This window comes from Paenibacillus dendritiformis (assembly GCF_945605565.1).
Taxonomy (GTDB): domain Bacteria; phylum Bacillota; class Bacilli; order Paenibacillales; family Paenibacillaceae; genus Paenibacillus_B; species Paenibacillus_B dendritiformis_A.
This window is the reverse complement of record NZ_OX216966.1, coordinates 5,970,625-5,995,499: the sequence shown is the minus strand read 5'-3', so window position 1 is coordinate 5,995,499 and position 24,875 is coordinate 5,970,625. Positions and strand designations below refer to the sequence as shown.

General features: G+C 52.5%; 22 protein-coding genes and 3 pseudogenes. 6 read left to right on the top strand and 19 right to left on the bottom strand.

What is annotated here, in order from left to right:
- The first annotated feature begins 69 nt into the window (after positions 1 to 69).
- Complete coding sequence (locus NNL35_RS26935; RefSeq protein WP_006679019.1) at positions 70 to 1,215, top strand: response regulator; 1,146 nt, start codon at positions 70 to 72, stop codon at positions 1,213 to 1,215.
- A gap of 147 nt (positions 1,216 to 1,362) precedes the next feature.
- Here NNL35_RS26935 and NNL35_RS26930 read toward each other — a convergent pair whose 3' ends face one another.
- From NNL35_RS26930 to NNL35_RS26895, 9 genes and pseudogenes are all read right to left on the bottom strand, one after another.
- On the bottom strand, positions 1,363 to 1,656 hold the full coding sequence (locus tag NNL35_RS26930) for a hypothetical protein (protein ID WP_254554011.1): 294 nt from the start codon (positions 1,654 to 1,656) through the stop codon (positions 1,363 to 1,365).
- Positions 1,657 to 1,659: 3 nt separating this feature from the next.
- The gene (locus NNL35_RS30480; RefSeq protein ID WP_276540144.1) at positions 1,660 to 1,794 is read right to left on the bottom strand and encodes a hypothetical protein; all 135 of its coding nucleotides are present in this window, start codon (positions 1,792 to 1,794) and stop codon (positions 1,660 to 1,662) included.
- A 490-nt stretch (positions 1,795 to 2,284) separates the two neighbouring features.
- Positions 2,285 to 3,151: a 23S ribosomal RNA methyltransferase Erm gene (erm, locus tag NNL35_RS26925; RefSeq protein ID WP_254553915.1), complete on the bottom strand. Its 867-nt coding sequence runs from the start codon at positions 3,149 to 3,151 to the stop codon at positions 2,285 to 2,287.
- 286 nt (positions 3,152 to 3,437) lie between these two features.
- The gene (locus NNL35_RS26920; protein ID WP_254553914.1) at positions 3,438 to 4,421 is read right to left on the bottom strand and encodes a phosphotransferase enzyme family protein; all 984 of its coding nucleotides are present in this window, start codon (positions 4,419 to 4,421) and stop codon (positions 3,438 to 3,440) included.
- Positions 4,422 to 4,437: 16 nt separating this feature from the next.
- Positions 4,438 to 5,385, bottom strand: coding sequence for a ribosome small subunit-dependent GTPase A (gene rsgA, locus NNL35_RS26915; RefSeq protein WP_276540157.1), 948 nt, complete (start codon positions 5,383 to 5,385; stop codon positions 4,438 to 4,440).
- A gap of 436 nt (positions 5,386 to 5,821) precedes the next feature.
- Entirely contained in the window at positions 5,822 to 7,204 is a 1,383-nt protein-coding gene (locus NNL35_RS26910) for a branched-chain amino acid transporter BcaP (RefSeq protein WP_111156441.1), read from the bottom strand.
- A 287-nt stretch (positions 7,205 to 7,491) separates the two neighbouring features.
- On the bottom strand, positions 7,492 to 7,947 hold the full coding sequence (locus NNL35_RS26905) for a GNAT family N-acetyltransferase (RefSeq protein WP_254553913.1): 456 nt from the start codon (positions 7,945 to 7,947) through the stop codon (positions 7,492 to 7,494).
- A 14-nt stretch (positions 7,948 to 7,961) separates the two neighbouring features.
- Positions 7,962 to 8,399, bottom strand: a complete 438-nt coding sequence (locus NNL35_RS26900) for a GNAT family N-acetyltransferase (protein ID WP_254553912.1) — start codon at positions 8,397 to 8,399, stop codon at positions 7,962 to 7,964.
- Between the two features lie 17 nt (positions 8,400 to 8,416).
- Positions 8,417 to 9,157, bottom strand: a pseudogene (locus NNL35_RS26895) (dihydrolipoamide acetyltransferase family protein); the annotation flags it as partial.
- A 212-nt stretch (positions 9,158 to 9,369) separates the two neighbouring features.
- Here NNL35_RS26895 and NNL35_RS26890 point away from each other — a divergent pair.
- The gene (locus tag NNL35_RS26890) at positions 9,370 to 9,966 is read left to right on the top strand and encodes a protein kinase family protein (protein WP_254553911.1); all 597 of its coding nucleotides are present in this window, start codon (positions 9,370 to 9,372) and stop codon (positions 9,964 to 9,966) included.
- The gene (locus tag NNL35_RS26885) at positions 9,959 to 10,375 is read left to right on the top strand and encodes a hypothetical protein (protein ID WP_254553910.1); all 417 of its coding nucleotides are present in this window, start codon (positions 9,959 to 9,961) and stop codon (positions 10,373 to 10,375) included. The genes NNL35_RS26890 and NNL35_RS26885 overlap by 8 nt, the downstream gene beginning before the upstream one ends.
- Positions 10,376 to 10,417: 42 nt before the next feature.
- Here the strand turns inward: NNL35_RS26885 and NNL35_RS26880 are convergent.
- The 7 genes and pseudogenes from NNL35_RS26880 to rlmD all read right to left on the bottom strand — a co-directional run bounded on the left by NNL35_RS26880 (position 10,418) and on the right by rlmD (position 15,780).
- Positions 10,418 to 10,842: pseudogene (locus NNL35_RS26880) on the bottom strand (DinB family protein).
- Between the two features lie 164 nt (positions 10,843 to 11,006).
- On the bottom strand, positions 11,007 to 11,597 hold the full coding sequence (locus NNL35_RS26875; RefSeq protein ID WP_254553909.1) for a DUF3238 domain-containing protein: 591 nt from the start codon (positions 11,595 to 11,597) through the stop codon (positions 11,007 to 11,009).
- 205 nt (positions 11,598 to 11,802) lie between these two features.
- Positions 11,803 to 12,261, bottom strand: coding sequence for a hypothetical protein (locus NNL35_RS26870; RefSeq protein WP_254553908.1), 459 nt, complete (start codon positions 12,259 to 12,261; stop codon positions 11,803 to 11,805).
- Between the two features lie 83 nt (positions 12,262 to 12,344).
- A pseudogene (locus tag NNL35_RS26865) lies at positions 12,345 to 12,880 on the bottom strand (GNAT family N-acetyltransferase).
- Between the two features lie 27 nt (positions 12,881 to 12,907).
- Complete coding sequence (locus NNL35_RS26860; RefSeq protein ID WP_254553907.1) at positions 12,908 to 13,435, bottom strand: GNAT family N-acetyltransferase; 528 nt, start codon at positions 13,433 to 13,435, stop codon at positions 12,908 to 12,910.
- 203 nt (positions 13,436 to 13,638) lie between these two features.
- Positions 13,639 to 14,346 carry a DNA alkylation repair protein gene (locus NNL35_RS26855; RefSeq protein ID WP_254553906.1) on the bottom strand — a complete coding sequence of 236 codons (708 nt, stop codon included), beginning with the start codon at positions 14,344 to 14,346 and terminating at the stop codon, positions 13,639 to 13,641.
- Positions 14,347 to 14,388: 42 nt separating this feature from the next.
- On the bottom strand, positions 14,389 to 15,780 hold the full coding sequence (gene rlmD, locus NNL35_RS26850) for a 23S rRNA (uracil(1939)-C(5))-methyltransferase RlmD (RefSeq protein WP_338111518.1): 1,392 nt from the start codon (positions 15,778 to 15,780) through the stop codon (positions 14,389 to 14,391).
- Between the two features lie 469 nt (positions 15,781 to 16,249).
- Between rlmD and recQ the strand changes: the two genes are divergently transcribed.
- From recQ to NNL35_RS26835, 3 genes are all read left to right on the top strand, one after another.
- On the top strand, positions 16,250 to 18,079 hold the full coding sequence (gene recQ / locus NNL35_RS26845; RefSeq protein WP_111156698.1) for a DNA helicase RecQ: 1,830 nt from the start codon (positions 16,250 to 16,252) through the stop codon (positions 18,077 to 18,079).
- Positions 18,076 to 18,486 carry a chaperone CsaA gene (gene csaA, locus NNL35_RS26840; protein WP_276540143.1) on the top strand — a complete coding sequence of 137 codons (411 nt, stop codon included), beginning with the start codon at positions 18,076 to 18,078 and terminating at the stop codon, positions 18,484 to 18,486. The genes recQ and csaA overlap by 4 nt, the downstream gene beginning before the upstream one ends.
- 70 nt (positions 18,487 to 18,556) lie before the next feature.
- Positions 18,557 to 20,323: a B12-binding domain-containing radical SAM protein gene (locus NNL35_RS26835; protein WP_254553904.1), complete on the top strand. Its 1,767-nt coding sequence runs from the start codon at positions 18,557 to 18,559 to the stop codon at positions 20,321 to 20,323.
- Between the two features lie 563 nt (positions 20,324 to 20,886).
- On the opposite strand, the gene NNL35_RS26830 is transcribed toward NNL35_RS26835, so the two are convergent.
- The 3 genes from NNL35_RS26830 to NNL35_RS26820 all read right to left on the bottom strand — a co-directional run bounded on the left by NNL35_RS26830 (position 20,887) and on the right by NNL35_RS26820 (position 24,860).
- Complete coding sequence (locus tag NNL35_RS26830; protein WP_254553903.1) at positions 20,887 to 21,054, bottom strand: hypothetical protein; 168 nt, start codon at positions 21,052 to 21,054, stop codon at positions 20,887 to 20,889.
- Between the two features lie 372 nt (positions 21,055 to 21,426).
- Entirely contained in the window at positions 21,427 to 23,757 is a 2,331-nt protein-coding gene (locus tag NNL35_RS26825; protein WP_040734491.1) for a S9 family peptidase, read from the bottom strand.
- A gap of 329 nt (positions 23,758 to 24,086) precedes the next feature.
- Positions 24,087 to 24,860: an effector binding domain-containing protein gene (locus NNL35_RS26820; RefSeq protein WP_006679940.1), complete on the bottom strand. Its 774-nt coding sequence runs from the start codon at positions 24,858 to 24,860 to the stop codon at positions 24,087 to 24,089.
- Positions 24,861 to 24,875 lie beyond the last annotated feature (15 nt).

Sequence of the window (24,875 nt, the reverse complement as noted above, 5' to 3'; positions counted from 1 at the left end):
GGAATCATGTGGAAAAATGCCTGGTGTTGTCGGGAAGGATCAACTATCGTGTAAAGGAAGGGGACTCCGATGCGAGCCGTATTGGTTGATGATGAGCACTTGGCACTGAGAGGGCTCAAGGAAATGCTGGAAAGCGATATCGGCGGCATTGAGATTGTCGATATGTGCTCGGAGCCGCGGCAGGTGGTGGAGTTGATGACGAGACACCGCCCCGATGTTGTCTTCCTTGATATCCATATGCCGGAGCTAAATGGACTGAAGCTGGGAGAGGAACTGAAGGCGGCCGTACCCGGCATCGAGATTGTGTTCGTGACGGGATATGATCGGTATGCCGTGAAGGCATTTGAGCTGTATGCGCTGGATTATGTCATGAAGCCCATTGAATTGGAGCGCCTGCGGCGAACCGTCCAGCGGTTGCGAGACCGGCTGCATACAAGCCAAAAGAAGAAAATGGAGATAAATCCTCCCTGCATCCTCTGCTTCAATCAGCTCCGCTTCCAACTCCCGGGCAAGGAGCCTCAGATGTTCAAGTGGCGTACGAGCAAAGCTCAGGAGCTGTTTGCCTATTTGCTCCATCATCGCGGGCGCATGATTGAGCGAAGCACACTTATTGAACTGCTGTGGCCGGACTTCGAAATGTCAAGGGCCGTCCAACAGTTGTATGCGACAGTGTACCAAATCAGGCAAACCCTGAAGAATAGCGGAATGGATTCGATATCGATCCAAAACGGAGATTTGGAGGTCGGGTACCGGCTGGAGATTGGCGATGTCCAGATTGACGTGGAGGAATGGGAACGGCAGCTTAAGCAATTAAAAGCTCTCGGTCCGGATCATATTGATGCGCATGAGCATGCGCTGAAGCTATTCGAGGGCAATTATCTTGGAGATTATGAGTACCTGTGGGCGGAATACGAAAGGGAACGGCTTCGACAGCTATGGCTGCAGCATGCGAGAAATTTGAGCAGGTTTTATGTGGAGCAAGGAAGGCTGCAAGCGGCTGTTCAGGTCAACCAGCGCATTCAGCAGCAGCTTCCCGATGAGGAAGAAACGTATTTCACCCTAATGATGCTGTACGATGAATTAGGGGATAAGGGCGGCGTAGAAGAGCAGTATTGGCTGCTCAGGGCGCGAGTCGAGGGGGACCTGGAATCCGCCGTCCCGCGCAGCATTTACGCCTGGTACGAACGATGGAGGCAAAGGAATTATGCAATTTAAAGTATGCACGACTGAAGATATATACCGTCCAAAAAAGAAAAACCGCCCGGACGGGCGGTTCCAGATTGAAGACAAACTCCCGCGAAATACAGTAGCTGCGGGAGTTCTTTACGTTTTTTATCCATTTTTACAAATACGAAAGAGAACCTAGGAGAGGGGCGACCGGTCTTCCAGCAAAACCCGCTCTATTGTTTCTTTCCTCTGCGCATAAATCTGTTTGTTTTCTTCTGTATGGCGGAGGTGACCCGCCTCGTCCTCATCGTATACCATCATCTCATCGTCGAAGATGCTATGAACTCGCAAATAGCGGAAGGGGCACACCCTCTCCACATGCCGCAGCTGATCCTGAACATCGGCATGCAAGCCTCCTTGGCTTTGCCGATCGTGATCAACGGCTTCCACGTATGGCCGGATCGGCTCGCCGGGGACGGAGAGGTCCACTTCTCAGGCGTACTCTCCCGCCGCGAGAATATCATTATCCGCTGCACCAAGCGATTGGCTGCGCTGCAAATACGGATTGATTGTCCTCAGCGCGCTGGATGGATTGAACGCCAAATCGGTGGCCGATGGCTTTTTCACCAAAGAGGCAGAAGCTGCGTTAATCCCGCCGCTCTAGTCATCCCACTCCACTAAAGTTGCAGTATCTCCCGCCACTCTAGTCACCTGCTCCACCAATACTGCAATAATGCAGCAATTTCATTGGCACGAGGTTGCGAAAATAAGATTGCTGCAAAAATACAGCAATTACCACATGGCAAGGCATAAATAGCATTCAAAATGGCGAAATAATGTAATTTTGCAGGATTTTCTCGGAATTTAGCCTATTGAGGTTAAAAATGCTGCGCCTGTGCAGCAATTTCATACGGAGACTAGCTTGCTTCATACGGAGACTAGCTTTCTTCATGCGGAGACCATCTTGCTTCATGCGCAGACCATCTAGCTTCACGCAGGGACCAGGTTGCGCCCTAACCTAACCTGTCCTGCCTTCCCCGGCCCCGCCCTTCCTAAGAAAAAAAGACTGTCGACAGGACTTTGTCGACAGTCTGAAACCGCCCGGACGGGCGGTTAATTATTTTCTGCGATTCCGTAAGCCTCGCGCATTTTTCTTCTGCATCCTCGGCCAGCGACAAGGATCCACATGCCGAAGCATGGCGTGGAACAGCTCTCCCCATTGCCGCTCCTGCACATGGCTGATCGGCATATTCCGGTCGGCTCCCAGCGTTCGCGCCAGCTTAGCAAGCTGAGGAGACGTGAATATCTCCGATAGCGCTGCACCGAATGGCATAAGCGGATATTGCAGGGCATGCAACGCCAACGCGAGAAACCTCGCATGATGCTTCAGGGGAACCGCAGGGGCGGGTTTCTTGCAGATCGTCACCACCGCGGAATCAACGCGCGGAGGCGGCGCAAAATGCTGCGGCGACACCGTTCGCACCAGCCGGATATCATGCCACATTCTCCAGACGAGAATGCGCGGATCGGTAATCGGAGCGGCGGTAAAGCGTTTGGCCGCCCCTTTTTCGATAATGAGCACGGCCCGCTGCAGCGGCACGGCCGGCTGGTCAAGCAGCTTGCCGAAGATCGGTGTCGTGATCGAGTACGGAATATTCGCTACGACGGAGAACGGAGCCTTGGGCAAGCGCGTCTGCAAAATATCCGCCTGTCTGATGCGGATATTGGTTCCTTTCCCCATCTTCTTCTCGATTGTGCCGGCGAGGGCAGGATCGCTTTCAATGGCCAGCACCTGTGCCGCTTTCTCCGCAGCCGGGAAGGTAATGGCTCCCGCGCCTGCGCCAATATCCAATATCGTATCGGTTGGCCGAATCTGGGCCAGTTCGATTAATTCGTTGATCACGCGCTTGCTGATTAATAGATGTTGGGCGGAAAAGTTGGCGATGCCGGACTTTTCGCGCTGGGAATATTTGTTTTTAGACACAAAAAAGCACCTCATTCATTCGGATTAGGCAATGAAAAAGGCACAGCACAAATAAACCCGGACCATTTCTTCAAAAAATGGACGAGCTTACCGTTCTGTACCTTTTACTTGCGTAGCCGAATAAATGCGATGCCGTGCATGTGCATGAAAGCAGGGCCTCCCAGCTTGAAATATGGTCATAGTATAGCAGGTACAGCTTGACGAATGCAAACGATCGAATCGTGCCGTAAGGAAAGAAGAGGGGGGCCCCCTCTTCTCCATTTTCCTTGATATCGCGTTGGCCTTCCTAGATCTCCTTCCCGAAGCAGGACGAATCTTCTGTCAGATGCCCTCTCAAGTTCTCTCTCAGCTCAACGAGCCAATCCGGTTCGTTCGCCCATTGTTCCGCCATGGCTCGCCATACGCGGGCATATCCGTACAGAGCGGCGAACCGCCGGCATGCCGGCAGGAGCGCCTCCATATCATCTGAGATGTCAAATTCCGAGCGGTAACCGTCTAAAAAGCATTGTTTTGTCGCATTGAAGCTGTCCGGGGACACACAGTCCCGCAAACTGGCCAATGCTTGCTCGATGTCCATCGCGTACCAGTGATACATCGCGTCATCGAAGTCGATGACATGGCAGGAATGCGTTGTCTCATCATAGAAAACGTTATCGTATTCAAAATCATAATGAACGAGTCCAAAATTGCTCTTGGTGACAGGAAGAGAAGCGAAGTAGTTCCGCAGCAATCTCGCCTCCGCCAATGCGGCTTCCTCCTGTGGAGAATCGATGAACAGCTCCTCAATCCAGTCCAATACATCGTGGCAGGTCCAGCGCTTGGACGTGACAGGAACGTACTCGCTGGATAATTGATGGAGCTTTCCTAGCGCTTTGCCATAGCAGAACATAATCTCGTCGTTGCAATCGGTCTGGCTGATTTGCACGCCGGGTACACGCTTAAAGACGGAGGCATAGAAGTCCCCCCATGGAGTGCGTGCTTCGACAAGCTCCTCCCCGCCTAACGAGGCAACCGGTTCCAATGCTCTGTAGCCGTTGCCGCGCAAGTACGCAATAAAGTCAAGCTCCGCGGCGATATTCGTTTTGCATTTCTCCGTCGTTGGGGCAAAGCGCAAAAGCCGGGTCTGTTCTTCATATTCGAAGGGATAAATGGCATTGGATGAGATGCGGTAATACTGAAACATATCCAGCGATTCCGGATCGTACTCCCAATTTTTCACAAGCATTTCCGCCAAGTTCTCATCATGGAATAAATATTTCAGTTTCAACATTCGGTTGCAGCTCCTTTTATGATTCGTATTTATTTTTCTTGCCTTGCCTCCGTGCGTACTCTCTTTTCTTATCCTGCAGCCGCTGCAGTTCCTTCAACTGGGCTGTATACCGCCCATAGCGTTCCCGTGACAGCGCGCCGCTCTTGAGCGCCGCTTGTAGAGCGCAGCCCGGCTCGCTGCGGTGCGTGCAATTCGAAAATCGGCATTGCGACATGATGTCGGCAATCTCAGCGAATACCGAATCGAGATCCGTGTCATCTGCCCACAGCTGCAATTCTTTCATTCCTGGCGTATCCACGATCATACAGCCGGAAGGGTGAAAGAACATTTGTCTATGAGTCGTCGTATGCTTGCCCTTGCCGGAATAATGACTTGTGAGACGGGTCGTTTGCACTTCCCGTTCGAGCAATGTATTCAGCAGGGTTGATTTCCCTACGCCGGATGAGCCGATGAAGACAATCGTTTTGCCAGGGAGCATGTAGGCCGCCAGCGGGTCGAGTCCTGTGCGGTGCGCGGCGCTTATGGGGAGGATGCTTGCTCCTCCGGCTATTTCCTTGACCTGTGCTGCATAGCGGTCAGGTTGTTGGACCAGATCGATTTTGTTGAGAAGGATAACGGCTTCTAACTTCTGATGTCTGGCAATCGTCAGATACCGTTCTATTCGTGGAATGTTGAAATTGCCGTCCACTCCGCACATGATGAACAGGGTATCGAGGTTCGAGGCAATGACCTGTTCCTGGGTGACTCCGCCTTCTATCACGCCGTTCTTCATCTTCCGTCCGCCTGAGATCGGCATTTTTCGCGAGAAACTATTTTTTCGGCGCATAACCTGATGAATCCGTGCATGGTCTCCATTCGGCTCTATCCATACAAAATCTCCAACGACGGGGTAATCTGCAAGGCGATGGGCCGTATACCGGAATTTACCCGTAACCTTGGCCGTACATTCGCCCTGCTCCGACATCACGTGGTAGCTGTCATTGTGTTGAGAGATAACCCTCGCCGGAATCAAGCCGGGATGTGCCGAAGGGAGACATTGTCTATGAAAAAAGGAATTCCAGCCTAATGACTGCAATGTTTTTTGTAGCATACTCTTCCTCCGAAACGATTTTTTTGCACACAAAAAGACCGCAAGGCTAACGCCTGCGGTCTGCATTATCCAGATGAGAGGGTAAAAAAAGCATAAGCAAACAAACCCTCGATGTTCTCAGGAAAAATGGGCAGCGATATCCTTAAATTGCGGCAGACCGGTTGCGTCTGCCTGTCCTATTCAGTTCAGGCTCACCTTATTAGCAACAGTAGTCAATCTAGTCCGGCGTGTCATGCCGATCACTCCCTTCAACAGTAAGGTATTTCCATCATACATCAGAGGCTGGGTGGAAGCAATTGCTATAACGATATCAATTCAACTTGCTATGCTTGCGCGAATAAATAAAGTAGATAACCGTACCGATCGCAATCCAGATCACAAAGGAAATCCATGTAATTAACGGCAAGCTCAATGCAAGGTAAAGACACAGCAAAGCGCTAATGGCCGGCAGCACGGGGACGAACGGGACGCGGAACGAGGCCTTGATGTCAGGGAACTTCTTCCGCAAGACGATGACGGCAATCGATATGAGGGTAAACGCAGCCAACGTGCCCATATTCACTAAATGTGCCAGTGTGGTGAGATCAATAAAACCTGCAATGCCTGCAGCGACAAATCCGGTTAACCATGTGTTTGCGAACGGAGTCTGGGTCTTTGCATTTACTTTGGAGAATTGCTTTGGCAATAATCCATCACGGCTCATGGCGTAGGTTAAACGAACTTGCGCATAGATTAAGGCCAGAATGACGGTTGTAATGCCAAATACCGCCCCGATTGAAATGATACCCGCGATCGAGTTTTGTCCTACCGTTTCTAATGCTAAAGCGACAGGAGCGCCAACGTTTAACTTGGTATACGAGATCATCCCTGTTAATACCCCAGAGACGGTCATATACAAAATCGTGCAAATGAGCAAGGACGAGATAATCCCAATCGGCATTGTTTTTTTCGGATTCTTCACTTCTTCCGATGCCGTAGCGATAACATCGAACCCGATATAGGCAAAGAATACCGTAGCTGCTCCGGTTACGATCCCTTGAATTCCAAAGGGCGCAAAAGGCACCCAGTTATCAGGTTTTACATACCAAATCCCTACTACAATAAAGAGCAAGATAACGGCTAATTTGACGAACACCATCATATTGTTAAATTTAATGCTTTCTTTTACGCCTTTGCTGACGAGTGCCGTGATGGACAAGATGATCAGAACGGCAGGTAAATCGATGAGGCCTCCTTTTCCAACACTAGGGGCGGAGGTGAGAATGGCGGGAAGATGGATATGAAAGCCCGCTAGCAACGATTGAAAGTAAGCAGACCATCCCGTAGACACGGCAGAAATAGCCATCACATATTCAAGCATAAGATCCCATCCGATAAGGAAGGCGAATAATTCGCCTAGCGTGGCATACGTGTACGTATATACACTTCCGGAGACAGGTACGGCAGAGGAAAACTCGGCATAACAGAAAGCAGCGAGCGCACAGGCAATCCCTGCGAGAACAAAGGACAACATGATCGCCGGTCCGGCAGATTCTGCCGCAACGACACCCGTCACCACAAAAATTCCCGTCCCGATCACGCATCCCACGCCAAGAAAGATTAAATCCATCAATGACATCGTTCGCGCTAATTCTTTTTTCTCACTGTGAGCGAGCATGAGGTTCAATGTTTTTTTGCGGAAAAGCTGATTCAATATGATTCCTCCCATGCAAAAGGTACGCAGGAAACACATAAAGTCACCCATAGTATTTCAATAAATGGGAAATTCATGATTCTGCATACCACTTCAATGCTGTCGTTTTAAGAATGTAGCATAGGAGGAAATAGGGGACTCGTGATATATATCACTTAGAATTCCGTTAAAATTTTGCACTAATTTGCATGTGGGAACGGCTGGGGTTTATCAGTGGAAAAAATAAATAGGAGTTCATATAGAACTCCCAAGGAATGCAACTGTTGCACGCAGTTTGCTTCGTATTGTCAATACCTGATTGCAATCTCCAGCAATGGCAGCTTGCGGCCCGGAAAAACCGTCGATTCGATGTCTCCAATCCGTCTGGCTCCCATGCGGAGATAGAAGTTCTCGGCATTCGGGTCGCTATGGACCGTGACAGTACGAACGCCTAAGCCTTTAGCTGCTTCTATACTATGATTATACAATGCGCTGCCGTATCCTTTTCCAATCGCGTCAGGTTCAATAAACAGATCGCTAAGCAAGCATTCTCCGTTCTCTATTTCCAGACCTATAAAACCTTTGATGCGGCTATCATCTTCCACCACATATATCATTGCAGATGCGATCTGTTCCGGAGTAATCGTTAAATCATCGCGGCAGGCTTCCATGAAGTCATCGCTGTATCCCCAGTGAGCTTTGGAACGAAAGGCCAGGCCGCTTAGATAACTGGCTTCATCCAGATTTGCCTTGCGAATAAGCATCAAATCTCCCCTTACTACAGCATCAGGCTCATCGTTGTGTTTCTTTCTGTGAACCCCATTTGCTTATATAGTTCAATCGCATGATTGCCTGCGAACACACCCAGACGTATCTCACGGTATCCCTCCGATTGCAGGTGTTCCATGGCACTTCTCATGAGGTGCTTGGAAATGCCTTTGCCTCTGAACTCCTGGATTACGTATAGTTCGTAAATAAAACCAATCGTCTCATCGGTGAATTGGTCTTTGGCTGATCCGATCAGAATCCATCCCATGAGAGTATCTTGTTCCGCCGCAATGAAATAGCAGCAGCCTTTTTCCAGAAGAGGTTCAACAAGCCGCTTGATCTTCTCGTCTGTTGGCCTCACTCTCCCTAATGTCCCTTCAAATAAAGCCTGTGGCGACAGTTGTAAAATAGTTTCCAATTCTGCGTTGTTCGGTTTTCTAATTTCCATTGAAAGATGTTCCTTTCTTAATACAACTTCGTATGTAACTCATAGCTCTCCAGATTCTCTTTCACCCTTTGCAAAAAACGTCCGCATATGACGCCATCGAGCAGGCGATGGTCAATGGATAAACATAGGTTCACCATCGATCGTATTGCAATCATCTCGCCGATGACGACGGGCTTCTTCACAATGGACTCCAGAGTTAAGATGGCTGCTTGCGGATAATTAATGGTTGGGTTGGAGGAAACGGAGCCGAACGAGCCGGTATTGTTGACCGTAAATGTCCCCCCTTGCATATCGTTAGGGGTCAGTTTGCCGGAACGGGCTTTTCTGGTGAGGGAGTCGATAGCCAGGGCGAGACCGGCGATACTTTTCTGATCGGCGTGATGGATGACAGGCGCGAGTACGGAATCCTCGGTCCCAATGAGCAGGGACATGTTGATGTCGCGTTTGACAATAATTTTGTCTGCCGCCCATACAGCGTTCATCATGGGATAATCTTTGATCGCGCTAACCACCGCTTTGACAAAGAGGGGCAAATACGTAAGATTCATCCCTTCCTGACGCCTGAACTCGTCTTTGCGCTTGTTGCGCAGCAATACTAGGTTGGTAACGTCCGCTTCGATCATCATCCCGGCATGAGGGATTTCCGTTTTGCTCAGCTTCGTGCGTGCAGCGATAGTATGGCGAATAGGGGTGACATCGATAACATAATCGCCGCTCCCGGTGACCTGTGTGTCAACTTCTGTCCATGGAGTTGGCGGTTGATGAGCGGTCTCATGGTTATAAGCGCGGCGTTGTGGAGCAGTCAGGTCCTCCAAAATCATCCCTCCATTTTATACCCTGCAAACGAATAAACGAGCTTAGTCATTGCTATTAGTATCAGATACTAAATATGATAGCCCAATAATTGGAATGCTTCAACTATGTATTCACGATTATTGATTGAATCATCGCTGCAGGCCAGGAGAGCCTGATGTCGCTGCGAACGAAGGAGATAATGCCGCTGATCACGAATCATTTATTGAATGATGAAGGAGTTCTCATGAACATGTCCATTGAAGAAATTTTGAAAAATGAATATGATCTTCGTGAAATATGGGAGCTGCGGGACATGTCTGCAAGCAGCCCTTGCTATCAGATAGCTACGAGTGAAGGTAGTTATATGTTGAAGCAGGTGGACAGGTCAGACTTTCTAAAGATATACCATAAGGCTCAAAAAGTGCTAACCGATAATGGATTGATTCAAGGAAGGCTTATTCCTACACGGGAAAATAAGTTAATGTCCAGTGCTGGCTATTCGTTAACGGAATATGTCCCAGGCGAGGCTATAGAGACCTATAACGATGAGCAATTTTATTCGGTTATCCGCTATTTACGTACATATCATCAAATCCTGCGCCAAGTGCCTTTTGAAGAAACGGAAATCGAAGAGAAAAACGCTTGGGATAAAGTGAAATCCGGTGTCTTCTTGTGTGACCAGGTTGATGAGATAGTGAAGCAGTTCGAACTGGAAGAAGCAGAGGTTTCTATTGAGGAGCGCCCAAAAAGTTTTATCGGATTATATGGATGATTTTAACCGTAATCCGAAACAGCTCATTCATTCCGATGTAGGGCCTGGAAATGTCGTCTTTTGCGGAAATAGCATACAAGCGATCATTGATTTCACGCCCGAGTACGAAAATGAATTATATGCTCTCTCTCAGTTTTTATACTGGACCTTTTTGTGGGAGTTTTCAGGGACCGCTTCATTGGATAGAATCCGTTCCACGCTTAAGGTCTATTGCAATGTCGAGGTGCCACAGGAATTTTCCGAAGGTCTGTTTCCCTATTTGGTCAAAGCCTGCATGGTGAGACTCATGGGGTCAATGTTGAACGATGCACAGACGGGAGTGTTCCGCAGCAGCAAGATCCGCAAGAGAATGAGGGCCCTCGAAACGTTGTTCGACATTCGCCAAAAAGTCACCAGCATCGTACGATAGCCGGCTTAACAACAAAAAAGAGGGGGTCGCCGCCCCTCATCACTACTTTTTCAAGACTCCCAAATATTCTATCCAAGGCCCGATATCCGTCCTGTATCTCTTGGCCATGACCCGAACGATCTGACCCATATGCGCTAAATAATGAACCGCCCACGCCGCAATCAATTCTCTGATCTTCACGACACCAAATGCAGGGTGAAAACCCGTCAATTCAAGCCCTTCCGTTTTGATAAGCTCCTTCAACTTGGCTATATTTTGCGCTCTTATTATTTTAAATTCTAGCAGCTTTTGTTCCATGGAGCGCTCATGCTTGTCATGCAGATGAGAATAGCGATCGAACGGGGAAAGGGTTTGCCTTCACCTTCATTGCATTGCAGCCAACCTTCCGATAAACCGGACAAAAAATTCTCCAATGTCTGCGGTGTGCGTTCCAAAACCTCGATAGCTACCGCTATATTAAAATTCATAAGGCTGCTCCTTCCCGTGATTCTTGGCAAGATCCTCTTCCCGATTCCATCAATTACGATGTGCCGGCTTTTGGTGTATATTTGCAGTTTATCGTGTTTTCACGGATCTCTGCTACATCGAGATTGGTTTGGGTGAAGGAGAAGCTGAGGCACAGTATGGAAGCTTAAGGAGCGATTCTGTCTACTATACGCTCCATTGGAGGGAACAGAGACAGGGGCGTATCGCCTGTAACGCGCGGATCGTGAGTATAGATGGTGAACGGAGTCCCCTTATCTACACGTTTATAAATTTCATGCGCCGGAAAGCCGTCATGGCGTCCCTTAACGGTTACTTTTCCTGAACGGTCAACCGTTACGTCATACTCCCAGTCCAGTGGAGAAGCGTCAGCGTTCAAAGGGTTGGACGCACTGCCTTGTATGAAAAACGACGCTGACGTGTTTGAGATACTCTTATTCGAGATGGTCAGTCCGGAATCAGAGGCATGGCCGAATACTTCCTGCAAAACTTTACCGCTGCTTAGTTCAACGGTTCTTTCGATTGTCGGGCCTGTCGATCGAAAATGTTTTATTTCCGTTTTCTCGAAATCCACGACAATGTGCTGTGCCATTTTCGAGAGCTCGGGTTGATCTTCCGTGAAATAAGTAAAGCCTCTGTTGTTGCCATTGAATTGAATGATCGCATTCGCGGTTCGCTTATGCTCTATCCACGCTTCAGGGATGAAGGCAGCGAAGCGTATCTCGACAAGTTGGGCCAATTCAACAACCTCCTCTTATTGATTCATTGATAAAACGCCAGCCATGCTGTACGGACTCATTATGGATATATCTATGCGAAATGGAATAGCGGAAGTCGCCTTGTTTTGCAACGAATCTAACACTCTCCCGCAGCGTCATCACCGGCAATGGCAAAATGAAGAAAAAACAACCGCTGACTAATCAGCGGCTGTTTTGTGTTGTCTACTAAATATCACCGGGGTTTTCATATGTTAAACCAAAGTTACGGATTTCATACGGTTCAAGTTTATTTCCCGTGTTCTTTAAGAAGAAATAGATTTTTCCATGAGGAGGAACTAGTATGGTCGAAAGGTTTTGGTGTCTTCTTTGCGTTGGATCGGCAAAGAATGGAGATGAATTAAATCCAAGAGGATAAACAACAACCGCACCTAGTAATGCGCCCGAATCTTCCGATGGCGTTGTAACTTGAAAATACGCATACCTATTCTTTCCTGATTTGTTCTCCCACGTGTACCAATCATAATCATTGGCGTCTTGCAATACTCCATTAAGCTTGACGCCTGGTTCGATCTTAATTGCCTTCTCCATGGTATCTCCCATTCCAGGCAGCGCAAATGCGCTTTGCGCTAATACCAAAACCATGGCGACCATAATGAAAGTTGTAATGGACTTTTTGAATTTCATTAGCAACCCATCCTTTTGGTTATGTAAAAGCGGCCGCCTTTCAATCCTTATAATACCAAAATATCCCTTATAAAGAATATAGTTCAAAAGTAACATTGTCCCAATAATTTACTTCTTTGGGGCCTACTCCCCGAGAAAATATAATGAGATTTACCGAAAATAAAAGCCTCTTTTTCCTTGGAGAAGCCGATCTTCACAGCTACACGTATCGATGCTACGTTTCGGGGGGCGATGATGCTTATCACCCTGCTTAAACCCAAACGTTCAAATCCATATTCCTTGCAAGCTGCGGCGGCTTCCGAAGCATAGCCTTTGGACCAGTAGGCTTTATTCAGATGGTAGCCGATTTCAACCTCGGTTTTTCCGTTTACATTTTGATTAATAAGTCCGCAGTCTCCGATAACCTGCCCCGTATCCTTCAAACAAACGGCCCATAATCCATAACCGTCATTCGCATATCGGGCTTGATTTCTTTGAATCCAGCTTGGGTTTGCTGATAGCTGAAAGGAGCAGGATAATATGCCATGGTCTCCGGGTCAGAAAAAACAGGATGCAGGGACGCGACATCCTCATCATCGAATGGTCTTAGAAATAACCTGGAAGTTTCAATGAAAACCATGTTTCACCACTCATTTCATTTTGGTTCTTAAAAATGGAACCAATTTATTTTGTAACGATGCGTTTTACATAAGCCTGCCTTCTCGGCTGTTTTTTGAGAAGCGATATTGCTCTCCATGCAGTCCCACCAGGCAATAATCTTGTTTTCGTTGAATTTATTTAGTAATAATTTCACGAGTGAGCTCGATAATCCTTGTCGTTGGTAATCTTCAAGTGTTTCCACTCCAATGGCGTGTGTGGAACCATATATGGATGAGGAGATGGCTAGGCTTGCGACCTCTTTGTTAGCTGTGAGTGCAACGTATCCATAGCCTTTTTCTAAAAAGTGATCGAGCGTGCCCCAATATTGTTCAATGTAATTATGCAAAAAGTCGGCATTTTTCATTTCGCCATTCGTCAGTGCAAGAGCGAAAGCCTGATCGATTTCCACAGCCTGATAAGGGACGACGTGATTTAGACGGAGGGACTCATGATTGTTCAAATTCGATTTAACGCTCCCCATGAAGTTGAAGCCTTCCAATCCGCTCGACCATACGATGGCGGATGACGGATTCATTGCGTTATCTGCCCACACTTCCCCCAAAAACACAACAATAAGTTAGACTATCATTTGGCAACCTCAACCATTTTTTATTATAACAAAAAACCCTTCCGAATTTTGAAGGGTCTAAACACCGATGCATCTTATTTTTAATCCATTCTCACAAGTAGTGAACAACGCTCCGCATGTACCGTATGCGGAGTGCAGCACAATAGAGTTTAACACCTTACATGTTTGCGTTTGAAACCAAGCTGCCCTTTATCTACAGCCTTTTGAATATTTTCGAAAGCGTGTATGAGCTTGCTTTTGGTCTTGTCCCGTGTGACTTCTACCGGGCCTACTGCCTTAGCGGTCTCGACGGCCTTATCATGGAGCGGTAAATAAGATACGGCGACGGTGTACATAAAATTGTTCATCGCGTATTTCGCTCGTTCGGGAGCATCGTGAATCGTGCGTTCCGCCAGATCAAGCATACCGGCAATTTTGTCTTCGGAGAATTCATCATCCGGACGGTTCCCCAACAGCCAGCAGTAACAGCTCCAGCCCGCCGACATTCTCAACTCTTCGCCGCTTGCGATCCATTTATCGGCAACCTTTTGTGCGATATCTGCTTCCGCCAGGGTTACGGCAACCACATAATCAGACAGCATGTAAAAATAAGCCGCATCCATCCAACGGTCATAATCCGCTTCCGTCATCGCATTGGGGTCTGCAATGATGCCGGCGAAGTACATAGCGTCGTAGTTCCCTGTCGCGTATAGCTGCTCGGCCAGAGGTTGATTGATTTTTGTTTTCTTGAAGATGGGCTTCATCTCGCCTGTCGCCACGCCAAAAAGCGGTTCATGTGCGCCGTTGGATATATACATCTTCTTGAGTCGTTCCTTGCCGAGAGCTTCAAGCTCCTGCATCACCATGTCAAAATTCAATGTTTAACACTCCCTTCTTCGGTTGCCTTAAGATTATGACAATCAATCATTAAATTTTGTAAGCAACACACAACACTCCACATGCGCCGTCTGCGGGAACATGTCCACCGGCTGGACGGAGGCCAGCTCGTAGCCGCCGGCCAGCAGCGCTTTGCAATCCTTCGCCAAGGTGGACGGATTGCAGGAGACGTAGACGAGCCGCTTCGGATTGGCGGCGAGGATGGCCCGCAGCAGACGCTCGTCGCAGCCGGTGCGCGGCGGGTCGACGACGATGACGTCGGGGCGGTAGCCGTCCTTCACCCAGCGGGGAAGCAGCGCTTCGGCTTCTCCGGCATAGAAGGCGGCGTTCGTGCGGCCGCTGCGCTCGGCATTCTGGCGGGCGTTCTCGACGGCCTCCGGAATGATCTCGATGCCGCGCACCTCGGCCGCATAAGGAGCCAGCCAGAGGGCGATCGTGCCTGTCCCGCAGTAGGCGTCGACGACCCGTTCCCGCCCGCTCAAGGCCGCGGCCACGCGCACCGCCTCGTACAGCTTCAGCGTCTGCTGCGGGTTGAGCTGGAAGAAGGCGCGCGGCGACAGCGAGAACTTCACGTCGCCGAGCGAGTCCTCCATCGTCGGCTTGCCCCAGAGGATGCGCGTCTTGTCGCCGAACACGAGCGACGTCTTGCGCGTGTTGATATTGTGCGCGATGGTGGTCAGATCGGGCACCTTCCGCAGCAGCTCGCTGACGAGCTGGTCGCTCTTCGGCAGCGTCTCCGTGCCGGTGACGAGCGTCAATTGCAGGTCGTCGGACTGGAAGCCGGTCCGCACGATGATCGTGCGGACGACGCCGGTGCGTCGCTTGGCGTCATACGGTGCAATGTGCAGCCGCTCCAGAATCGCCTTCACCTCTTCGACCGTCTGATTGATGCGGTCATGCTGGATCGTGCAGCCCGTAATATCGACGAGCTGGTGGGACTGGGCCTCGTACAGGCCGGCCACGATGCGGCCGTCCCGTCCGGCGCCGAGCTGCAGCTGGGCTTTGTTCCTGTAGTGCCACGGATCGTCCATGCCCAGCATCGGCTTCAGCGGCAGCGCATCTCCTTCGATGCCGGCATAGCGGCGGAACGCCTCCCGCACCAGTTCCTCCTTCGCCCGGAGCTGGCCCTCGTAAGCGAGATGCTGCAGCTGGCAGCCGCCGCAGCGCTCGTAGACCGGACAAGGCGGCTGGCGCCGGTCCGGCGATTCCTTCTCGTACGCCGTCACGGCGGCGACGATATGCTTGTCGTGCACTGCGGTTACCTTCGCCCGCACGACCTCCCCCGGAAGAGCGCCGTCGAGGAAGACGGCTTTTTTCCGATAATAGCCAACGCCCTCTCCGTTAATGCCGATCCGCTTGATCGTGACGACGATGCGGTCGCCAACCTTCACCTGCTCCGCCGAGGCATCGGTCACTCGCGGCCTCGCTCCGGCCGCACCGGGACGCGGGCCCTTTTTCCAAGCTGGTCGCTCCTTAGGATTGTTTCCTCTATAACTCCGGCCTGTACCGGTTTTTCGTTCATTCATGTCTGGTCTTCGCTCCTGCCTTCAGATTCAACTGCTCTCACTATAGCAAAAAGAACGGATGGGCGCCAATCGCCCGCAACGAGGTCTGAGCCTCAGCAGCGAGGACGAAGCATGCAGGCAAGCTGGGACGGACCGATAGGATCGATGTTGTATAGGGCCAGCTTCTGATTCTCAATGATTGATGCGAATGGACAGGTATAAGAAGGCCCGCTGCCTCAATGCGGCAGCCGATATCCAGACCGGAGAGCCGGCACGAATCCGGCCTTGTTCCGAGAGAATCCGGCCTGGCCCTCCCAACCGGCTTCCCGTTAGGTTATACTAGAACAATAGCAGGGAGAGCGAGAAGGAGTTCGAGGATATGATATCAATGGACCAAGCACGGAGCACATTGAAGCGGGTGTTCGGCTACGATGACTTCCGCGAGGGACAGAAGCGAATAATTGAATATATATTAGAAGGAAAAAATACGGTAGGCATTATGCCGACCGGCGGCGGGAAGTCGATCTGCTACCAGATTCCGGCGCTGATGCTGCAGGGCGTGACGCTGGTTGTCTCGCCGCTCATCTCGCTGATGAAGGATCAGGTCGATGCGCTGCACAGCTTGGGCGTGGAGGCCGCGTTCATCAACAGCACCCAGGAGATGGGGGAGGCGGGACGGATTGTGCGCCGGGCGGAGGAAGGGCGGCTGAAGCTGCTGTATGTCGCGCCGGAGCGGCTGGAGAGCGAATGGTTCCGGGAGCGGGCGAAGTCGCTGCCCATCGCGTTCATTGCGGTGGACGAGGCTCACTGCGTGTCGCAATGGGGGCATGATTTCCGACCGAGCTACCGCGCGATCGCGCCTTTCCTGAAGGAACTGGAGGAAGCGGGACGTCCGCGCCCGCTCATGGCGGCCTTTACGGCCACCGCGACGCCGGAGGTGACGGAGGACTTGATCCGGCTGCTCGAGCTTGGGGAGCCGGAGCTGGTGGTCACCGGCTTCAAGCGGGACAACCTGGCGTTCGCCGTGCTGCGCGGCGAGGAGCGCCGGGCGTTCACGCTGAATTATGTGCGGGAGCGGACGCATCAGCCGGGCATCATCTATGCCTCGACGCGGAAGGAAGTCGAGGATCTGTGCGAGATGCTGCGGAAGGCGGGCCTTGCCGCTGGACGATACCATGCCGGTATGTCGGACGAGGAGCGCGCGCATATGCAGGAGGCGTTCCTGTACGACGACCTGCGTGTCATCGTGGCGACGAACGCCTTCGGGATGGGCATCGACAAATCGAACGTGCGCTATGTGCTGCACTACAATATGCCGAAGCATATGGAGGCGTATGTGCAGGAGGCCGGGCGCGCGGGCCGGGACGGCGAGCCGAGCGAATGCGTGCTGCTGTTCCATCCGCAGGATATTTTGACGCAAAAGTTTTTTATTGAACAGAGCGAAGCCGCGCCAGAGCGGAAGACGCATGAATATAAGAAGCTGCAGGCGATGATCGATTACTGCTACACGACTGGCTGCCTGCAGACGTACATGCTGCGCTACTTCGGCGAAATGTCGGACGAGACCTGCGGCATGTGCGGGAACTGTAAGGATGAGCGCGAGTCGATTGACATTACGACGGAAGCACAGAAAATTTTCTCCTGCATCTTCCGGATGCGGGAACGGTTCGGCGTCTCGATGGTAGCCTCCGTGCTGAAGGGATCGCGCAACAAAAAGGTGGTCCAATACGGCTTCGAGAAGCTGCCGACGCACGGGGAGATGCGGCATTTGACCGAGAAGGCGATTGCTGATTTGATTTATGTGCTGATCGCGGAAGGCTATTTGCAGTTGAGCGAAGGACAGTATCCGGTCGTTCGCCTGCTGCCGCCCGCGGCCGAGGTGCTCAAGGGGCAGCGTCAGGTGACGCAGCGGGTCGCGACCTCGCTCAAGCCGAAGGCCGCCGGCGCGGTCGACGAGACGATCTTCGAGCAGCTGCGCCTGATCCGCCGCGAGCTGGCGAGCAAGGCGGGCGTGCCGCCATATATCGTGTTCAACGACAGCACGCTGCGGGAAATGGCGGAGCGAATGCCGACGACGGAAGCCGAGATGATGCTCGTCAAAGGCATCGGGGAAGCGAAGCTAAAACAATTCGGCGAGCCGTTCATGGCCTTCTTCCGTCAACGGGAAGAAGAGTCGGTACGGCTTGATGCACAGGAGGAATGGGCATGATGGATTCGAAGAAGCATAGCAATGGAGCCGGTACGGGCAGCGTGAATGCGGGAGAAGGAACGCAGCCGCAAGTGGCCCAGGCGACCATCGAAGATTTCATGAAGCTGGATATCCGGATCGGCACGATCGTAGAGGCGTCTCCATTGGACAAGGCGCGCAAGCCCGCGATCAAGCTGCTGATCGATTTCGGTCCGCTCGGCCTGAAGCACTCGAGCGCGCAGATTACGGTCCGCTATACGCCCGAAGCGCTGATCGGGCGCCAGGTTGCCGCGGTGGTCAATTTCCCGCCGCGGAAGATTGCGGGCTTCTCCTCGGAGGTGCTCGTGCTCGGCGGCGTGCCGGAAGAAGGGGATGTCGTGCTGCTGCGGACAGACGAGGCGGTGCCGAACGGAACGCCGATTGCATAGGCCATGGCGCAAGGCGTGCCGGACAGAATGCGGTCTGGCCGCGCTTGCGTGACGATAGAAGGGAGTCAACATGAAAGTCGTACTATCCACATTGAACGCGAAATATATTCATACTTCGCTCGCCATCCGCTGCCTGAAGGCGCACTGCGGCGACGAGTTCGACGTCGAGCTGGCGGAGTATACGATCAAGGATCCGGCGATGAATATCGTCTCCGATCTGTTCCGCCGCGAGCCAGATGTCATCGGGTTCTCCTGCTATATCTGGAACATCGAGGAGACGATCCGGGTCATCGGCATGCTGCGGAAGGTAAGGCCTGAGCTGCGCATCGTCCTGGGCGGGCCAGAAGTATCCTATGACACCGAGTACTGGATGAATCGGCTGCCGGACGTGGACTTCATCGTCATGGGAGAAGGGGAGGAGACCTTCCTGCATCTGCTGCGTGAGATTCGCGACGAACAGAAGTATCACTTCGTGTTCGGCCTTGCGTACCGCAAAGGGGATGAGGTCCGCATCAATCCGGGCCGTCCGAAGCTGGACCTGAACGCGATACCTTCGCCGCACCGGTTCGCGGAGGATTTGCCGCATCTGGGCAAGCGGGTCGTCTACTTCGAGACGAGCCGCGGCTGTCCGTTCAGCTGTCAATTCTGCCTGTCGAGCATCGAGGTCGGGGTCCGCTACTTCGATATTGAGCGGACGAAGGCGGATCTGCTGTTCCTGATTGACAATGGGGCGAAGCTGATCAAGTTCGTTGACCGCACGTTCAACATCAAGCGGGATTATGCGATGGAGATGTTCCGCTTCCTGATCGAGAATCACCGCGGCTGCGTGTTCCAGTTCGAGATTACGGCGGACATCATGCGGCCGGAGGTGCTCGACTTCCTGGCGGAGAACGCGCCGCCCGGCATTTTCCGCTTCGAGATCGGCGTCCAGTCGACCAATGATCCGACGAACGAGCTCGTGAAGCGCCGTCAGAACTTCACCAAGCTGACCCGCACCGTAACGAAGGTGAAGGACAGCGGTAAAATCGATCAGCATCTCGATCTGATCGCCGGGCTGCCGCTCGAAGACTACGGAACGTTCCGCAAAACGTTCAATGATGTGTTCGAGCTTCGTCCGGAGGAGCTGCAGCTCGGCTTCCTGAAGATGCTGCGGGGGACCGGGCTGCGCAACGACGCGGACAAGTACGGGTATGTATATATGGATCAAGCGCCTTATGAAATGCTGAGCAATGACGTGCTCCCCTTCAGCGACGTGGTACGCCTGAAGCGGCTGGAGGATGTGCTGGAGAAATATTGGAACGCCCACCGGATGGACTATACGATGGAGCATCTGATGCAGGAGGAATTCGATTCTCCGTTCGATTTCTTTCAGGCGTTCGGCGACTTCTGGGAAGAGAACGGGTGGCAGAAGATCGGGCATCAATTGGAGGATCTGTTCGTGCGCCTGCAGGCCTTCCTGGATGCGCACGGCCTGCGGCGGCCGGACGTGGCGCGCGGGCTGATGAAGCTGGACTATTTCCGCAACCACAAGTACAAGCCGCGTAAGACGTGGTGGGAGATGACCGTACCGAAGGAAGAAGCGGCCCGCGTGATGCGGCAGGCTGCCGAGCGGCCGGAGGCCGTGTCCTCCGCCTTCGCGGCGCTGGGCTTGAGCGAGAAGGAGCTGCACAAGCATGCCGTCGTCGAGCGGCTCCCCTTCGCATGGAAGGCGGATGCCGTGCAGGCGGCGGGCAGGCTGGATGTGGAGGATGCCCAGGCGAGCTATCTGCTCGTCGTCTATCAGCAGACGGAAGACGAGAAGCCGCTGCTCTTTTCAATCGGGGCAGGTACACAGTAACGAGAACAATTTCGCAGCGCCGGAGGATTTGCGTCCCCGGCGTTTTTTGTGCAATATTATAGAATTTATAATTTTTTTTTGGGGGGAGCAGGTCTTCCACCTCAGCGTGAATCGTGGCCGGCGCTGAAGAAGCAGAACGCTGAAGAGAAGCGTACATTGAATTAGCAAAACAGCGGGCTATTGCAATTCTATGAAGGTGCTGTTCTATAAGTAGTTTCTACCTACATTGAGATAGTCCTCGCTGCTTCTCATAGCTTGACTTGCCGAAAAGCTGCGAAAATATAGTTTTCCATGTTGACGTCTACTCTGTGACCGACATTCCTGCAAGACGCAGGATGTTGAGAAAGTCCAAGGTGTTTTTCGGCACTTCATTTGGACTCGCTTCTCAGTAGAAAAAATTGATTTAAAACGCTCTGAGTGCCAAGTTTTGGTTAGGAAAATGGATAATCTCCACGCTTTCGTAAAAAAAGAGTTTCCAAACGGCCTGAAACCTGCACACTTTCCCTAGACACGCCTATTCGGTAAGCGAAATCCGTAAAACTGCACGATTTGTCCAGACACGTCTATCCAGCAGGCGAAATACTGCGCAAATACAGCAATTCGATAGGGACGACTTCACCAGAAAGGGAATCCTGCAAACCTGCAGGAATTTCACCCGTTTCGCTACGACTTGGAGCAAAAGGGCTTAAAATGATGTAGATATGCAGCAATTCCTCGGGATGTGGACTCATTAAGCCGAAATTCCTGTAAAATAGCAGCAATTCCCTCCACACGTTCAATCCCCAGGAGGCAACGATGCCTCCAGAAGGTGATGATGCCCCCAGGATCCGACGCGTCTCTTGGATCCCGCAAATCAGGCTGTTGAGAAAGTCCAAGGGATTTTTAAGTGCCGTGAACCGGCCTGAGGCTTGGGGATAGGCCGGTGCCTGGCGAGCGGCGAGCGGCCGCAATCGCCGCTATCTGCGCGCTATCTGCGGTGAGGGCCGAGGCGGACGTACCCGAACAAAAGCCCGCGAAGCCCCCCTGCACATCACAGAGGAACCTCACGGGCTTCTTTTCCTTCGGAAACAAGCCTAACAGCGAGATCCGGCCAGTGTCCTTGCTTATTTCTTCAAGTGATCGTCGAGGAACTTGATCATCGCGTTATAGAACTCGATCCGGTTCTCCTCGTTGTTGAATCCATGTCCTTCGTTCTCCTTCAGCATGTACTGGACATCGACGCCCCGCTTCTTCAGCGCTTCGACAATCTGATCCGATTCCGCCTGATTAACGCGCGGGTCGTTGGCACCCTGAGCGACGAAGAGCGGCGTCTTGATGCGGTTGACATGGAACACCGGCGAGACGGCCTTCAGCAGCTCCTTGTCTTGCTCCGGATGGCCGACCCGTTCATAGAACATATTGCGGAACGTCTCCCAGTACGGCGGCAGCGTCTCCAGCAGCGTAAAGATATTCGAGACCCCGACATAGTCGACGGCGGCGGCATACAGATCCGGGGTGAAGGTGATGCCGGCCAAGGTCGCGTATCCGCCGAAGGATGCGCCGTAAATGCCGATGCGATCCGGATCGGCGATGCCTTGCTTGATCGCCCACTGCACGCCGTCGGTAATGTCATTTTGAATGTTCCGTCCCCACTGCTTGTTGCCGGCATTCAGGAATTCCTTGCCATAGCCCGTAGACGACCGGAAATTCACCTGCAGCACCGAATAGCCGCGGTTCGCCAGCAGCTGCACCTCCGGATTGAAGCCCCACATGTCCCGCGCCCATGGCCCGCCATGCGGATTGACGATAAGCGGCAGGTTCTCCGGCTTCTTGTTCTTCGGCAGCGTCAAATAGCCGTGAATCGTCAGACCGTCCCGGCTCTTGTAAGAGATCGGATGCATATCGGCCATCAGCTCCGGCTTCAGCCACGGGCTGAGATTGGCCAGCTCTGTCAACTGATCGGTCGTGGAATCGTAATAGTAATACCGGCCGTAGGTCTTGTCATTCGACACGCTGACGATGAACTTGTTCATGTCCTGGTTGTAATCGTTAATGCCGATTTCGCTTTCGCTCACCTTCAGCTTCGCCGTCAGCTTGCGGTACAGCCCTTCGAATTCGCTATCGAAAAATTGCAGATGAGCCTTGTCTGTCACATAAGCCGCATAGAGCAGCCGGTCCCGCTTCGAATCATACAGTGCATTGGCAATATCGACCTCGGGATGCTCGAAGAGCACCTTCTCGTTCGCTTGCAGATCGAAGCGGACGAGGGCCGCCTTATCCCGTCCTTGATTGGATACGGCGAGGACGGATTGATTGTCCTGCGTGAAGCCAAGCAGGTTCACTTCGTCTCCGGCATTCAGCTTCAGGAAGGAACGGAATTCTTCCTTATCCGAATCGCGGTACATAATTTCGCCCACGACTCCGTCCGATACGACGGTCATGCGAATATTGCCGTTGCGATCGGCGAGCCAGCCCTGGACGTTGCCCGGATTTTTGGCGACGAGCTGGAGCGCGCCTGTCTTGATGTTCAGCTTGTAGACATCGAAGACGGTTTTATTCTCTTTGTTCAGGGTGACGAGAATCTCGTCCTTGACTCCCGCCAGCAGGCTGACCAGACCGGCCTTGACCCCGGAATACGGCGTCAGGTCCTTCTCCTGTGCTCCATTGAAGCTGGACGAGTAGAGATGGAAGTTTTCATCCCCGCCGTTATCTTTGACATACAGGAGCGTGTCGCCCTTCCAGAAAAAGGCCGCGATATCCCGATCCTTGGAGCTGGTTACGCGCTCCGGTTCGCCGCTGCCTCCCATGTTCTTCACGAATACGTTGGCCCGGTTCTCCCACGGCGCCATAAACGTCAAGTAATTGCCGTCCGAAGAGATCTGGTAGGCGAGGCTGCCCGGATTGCGCATGAAGTCTTCGACCGGAATCGGAGCGACGCCCTGATCGCTGATCGAGGCCAGACGCAGCTTTTTCACGTTGTTCAGCGCTGCGGCCGCTTCTCTTAACGTAACCGCCTCGTCGGCGCGGAGGCTGCCGTCGCGGTAACCGTGCAGCAGACCGAGCGACTTCGCCTGCTCCGCATAGGCGGTGAGGCTGTTCTCTTCGCTGTCTTGCCCGAAGGCGCGCACCAGAATGCGGGCGGCCTCGCCGCGCGTTAACGCGTCATCCGGGGAGGCGAGCTCGCCTTCCCGGATCCAGCCTTCCTCTTGCGCGACCTTCATCGGGTCGACGCCATGCTGGTACGTGAGCACCGTCACCGCATAGCGGATGAAATCATTGGCCGTGACCTTGGCGGTCAGATCGGCCTTGGCGTCCACGGCCCCTGCCGTGACAAGCGAATGTACGCCATGGGCATACCAAGGCGCAGTGGAGCTTTTCTCTGCCCCCATGACGGTCAACGGCATGGAGCATGCCATGACTGCGGCCAGTACAGCCGCGACAATTCTTTTCTTCAACTTGAACCTTCCCCCTTCATGCCTATGGAAGACATGCGAACATGCCGCCTTCTTCTTCCATGTCCCGGCGGCTTCCATCCTTCAACGTCAGGTGAGCGTAGCAACGATTATGTAGAATGGGCTTGACGGCCGGTTTTCCGGTGTCCGCGCGTCATTGCCCGCAATGAGTACCTTCTTTCTTCCATTATATCCATCACATCGACCTAGGCGTTGTCAGACTGGGCCGCTCATCTTAATAATACGGGAGGCCAGGAGAAAAGTTGAGGGAAATTTTTACCTCATCTGGAACAGCAGCAGCACCGAGCCGTCTGGCCCGGTGCCCCGCGACATTATTGCACCGCGATGTAGATATCGACCTGCGCGTCATTCGGATTGGCGCTCCGCTCGTCATACCGCTCGAAATCTCCGGTGAACGTGCGCGTCATCCCCGAGGCCGCCGACCACTTCCAGATGGCCGCCCATGCTTCCGTCACAACCTTGGCCAAGGGCCCGCGTGCCGTCGTGAATACCGCATATTTCGCGGCGGGAACCGTGACCGCCTTGAATCCTGCCGGCAGCGCAGCATCGGTAATGACGCTCGTGCCGATTAGCATCGAATACTCACCGGCCGCCCCGTTCTCATAATCATGATAACAGCCGTAAATGACGCCAGGCTCGGCCGCATTCGGGATGCGCGCCAGCATGCCTTCTGTCCAGAATCGCTCCCACATCTGCGGAATGACCGCTTCCGGCGTGTATTCGCGCATATTCGAGGTGCGGGCCGAGATGCCGGCCAGCGTCATCTCTCCGCGCTCGACAATCTTGACCGGCTGGAGCTCCGGGATCGCCGCCCCTGCTTGATCGGCCCATCGCTTTAGCGTCGGAAGATAGTTTTTCAGCATTGTACGCGCAGCTTGCTCTTCCATCCCGTTCTCGACGACGAAGGGGACGCACACCTCAACCATCTCTTCCATCGTCATATCCGGCTGCTTGAAGGCTCCGCCCTCATAGCAATAGATGCAGTAATCCAGCACTCTATTGTTTTCCTTGTCCGTTCCAAGCTGTTCCTCGCTGTGCAGCGGCATTCCGCAGCTTTGGCATTCGCGTTGCACGGTTTGTTCCATGAACAATCACTCCTC

Coding starts and splice junctions, on each gene's coding strand:
- NNL35_RS26820 (WP_006679940.1), bottom strand. CDS start 24,860: ATGGAACAAACCGTGCAACGCGAATGCCAAAGCTGCGGAATGCCGCTG.
- NNL35_RS26830 (WP_254553903.1), bottom strand. CDS start 21,054: ATGAGTCCACATCCCGAGGAATTGCTGCATATCTACATCATTTTAAGC.
- NNL35_RS26920 (WP_254553914.1), bottom strand. CDS start 4,421: ATGTTGAAACTGAAATATTTATTCCATGATGAGAACTTGGCGGAAATG.
- NNL35_RS26860 (WP_254553907.1), bottom strand. CDS start 13,435: ATGAATCCGTCATCCGCCATCGTATGGTCGAGCGGATTGGAAGGCTTC.
- rsgA (WP_276540157.1), bottom strand. CDS start 5,385: ATGTCGGAGCAGGGCGAATGTACGGCCAAGGTTACGGGTAAATTCCGG.
- recQ (WP_111156698.1), top strand. CDS start 16,250: ATGATATCAATGGACCAAGCACGGAGCACATTGAAGCGGGTGTTCGGC.
- NNL35_RS26835 (WP_254553904.1), top strand. CDS start 18,557: ATGAAAGTCGTACTATCCACATTGAACGCGAAATATATTCATACTTCG.
- NNL35_RS26885 (WP_254553910.1), top strand. CDS start 9,959: ATGGATGATTTTAACCGTAATCCGAAACAGCTCATTCATTCCGATGTA.
- NNL35_RS26890 (WP_254553911.1), top strand. CDS start 9,370: ATGTCGCTGCGAACGAAGGAGATAATGCCGCTGATCACGAATCATTTA.
- NNL35_RS26870 (WP_254553908.1), bottom strand. CDS start 12,261: ATGAAATTCAAAAAGTCCATTACAACTTTCATTATGGTCGCCATGGTT.
- NNL35_RS26935 (WP_006679019.1), top strand. CDS start 70: ATGCGAGCCGTATTGGTTGATGATGAGCACTTGGCACTGAGAGGGCTC.
- csaA (WP_276540143.1), top strand. CDS start 18,076: ATGATGGATTCGAAGAAGCATAGCAATGGAGCCGGTACGGGCAGCGTG.
- NNL35_RS26900 (WP_254553912.1), bottom strand. CDS start 8,399: ATGGAAATTAGAAAACCGAACAACGCAGAATTGGAAACTATTTTACAA.
- NNL35_RS26905 (WP_254553913.1), bottom strand. CDS start 7,947: ATGCTTATTCGCAAGGCAAATCTGGATGAAGCCAGTTATCTAAGCGGC.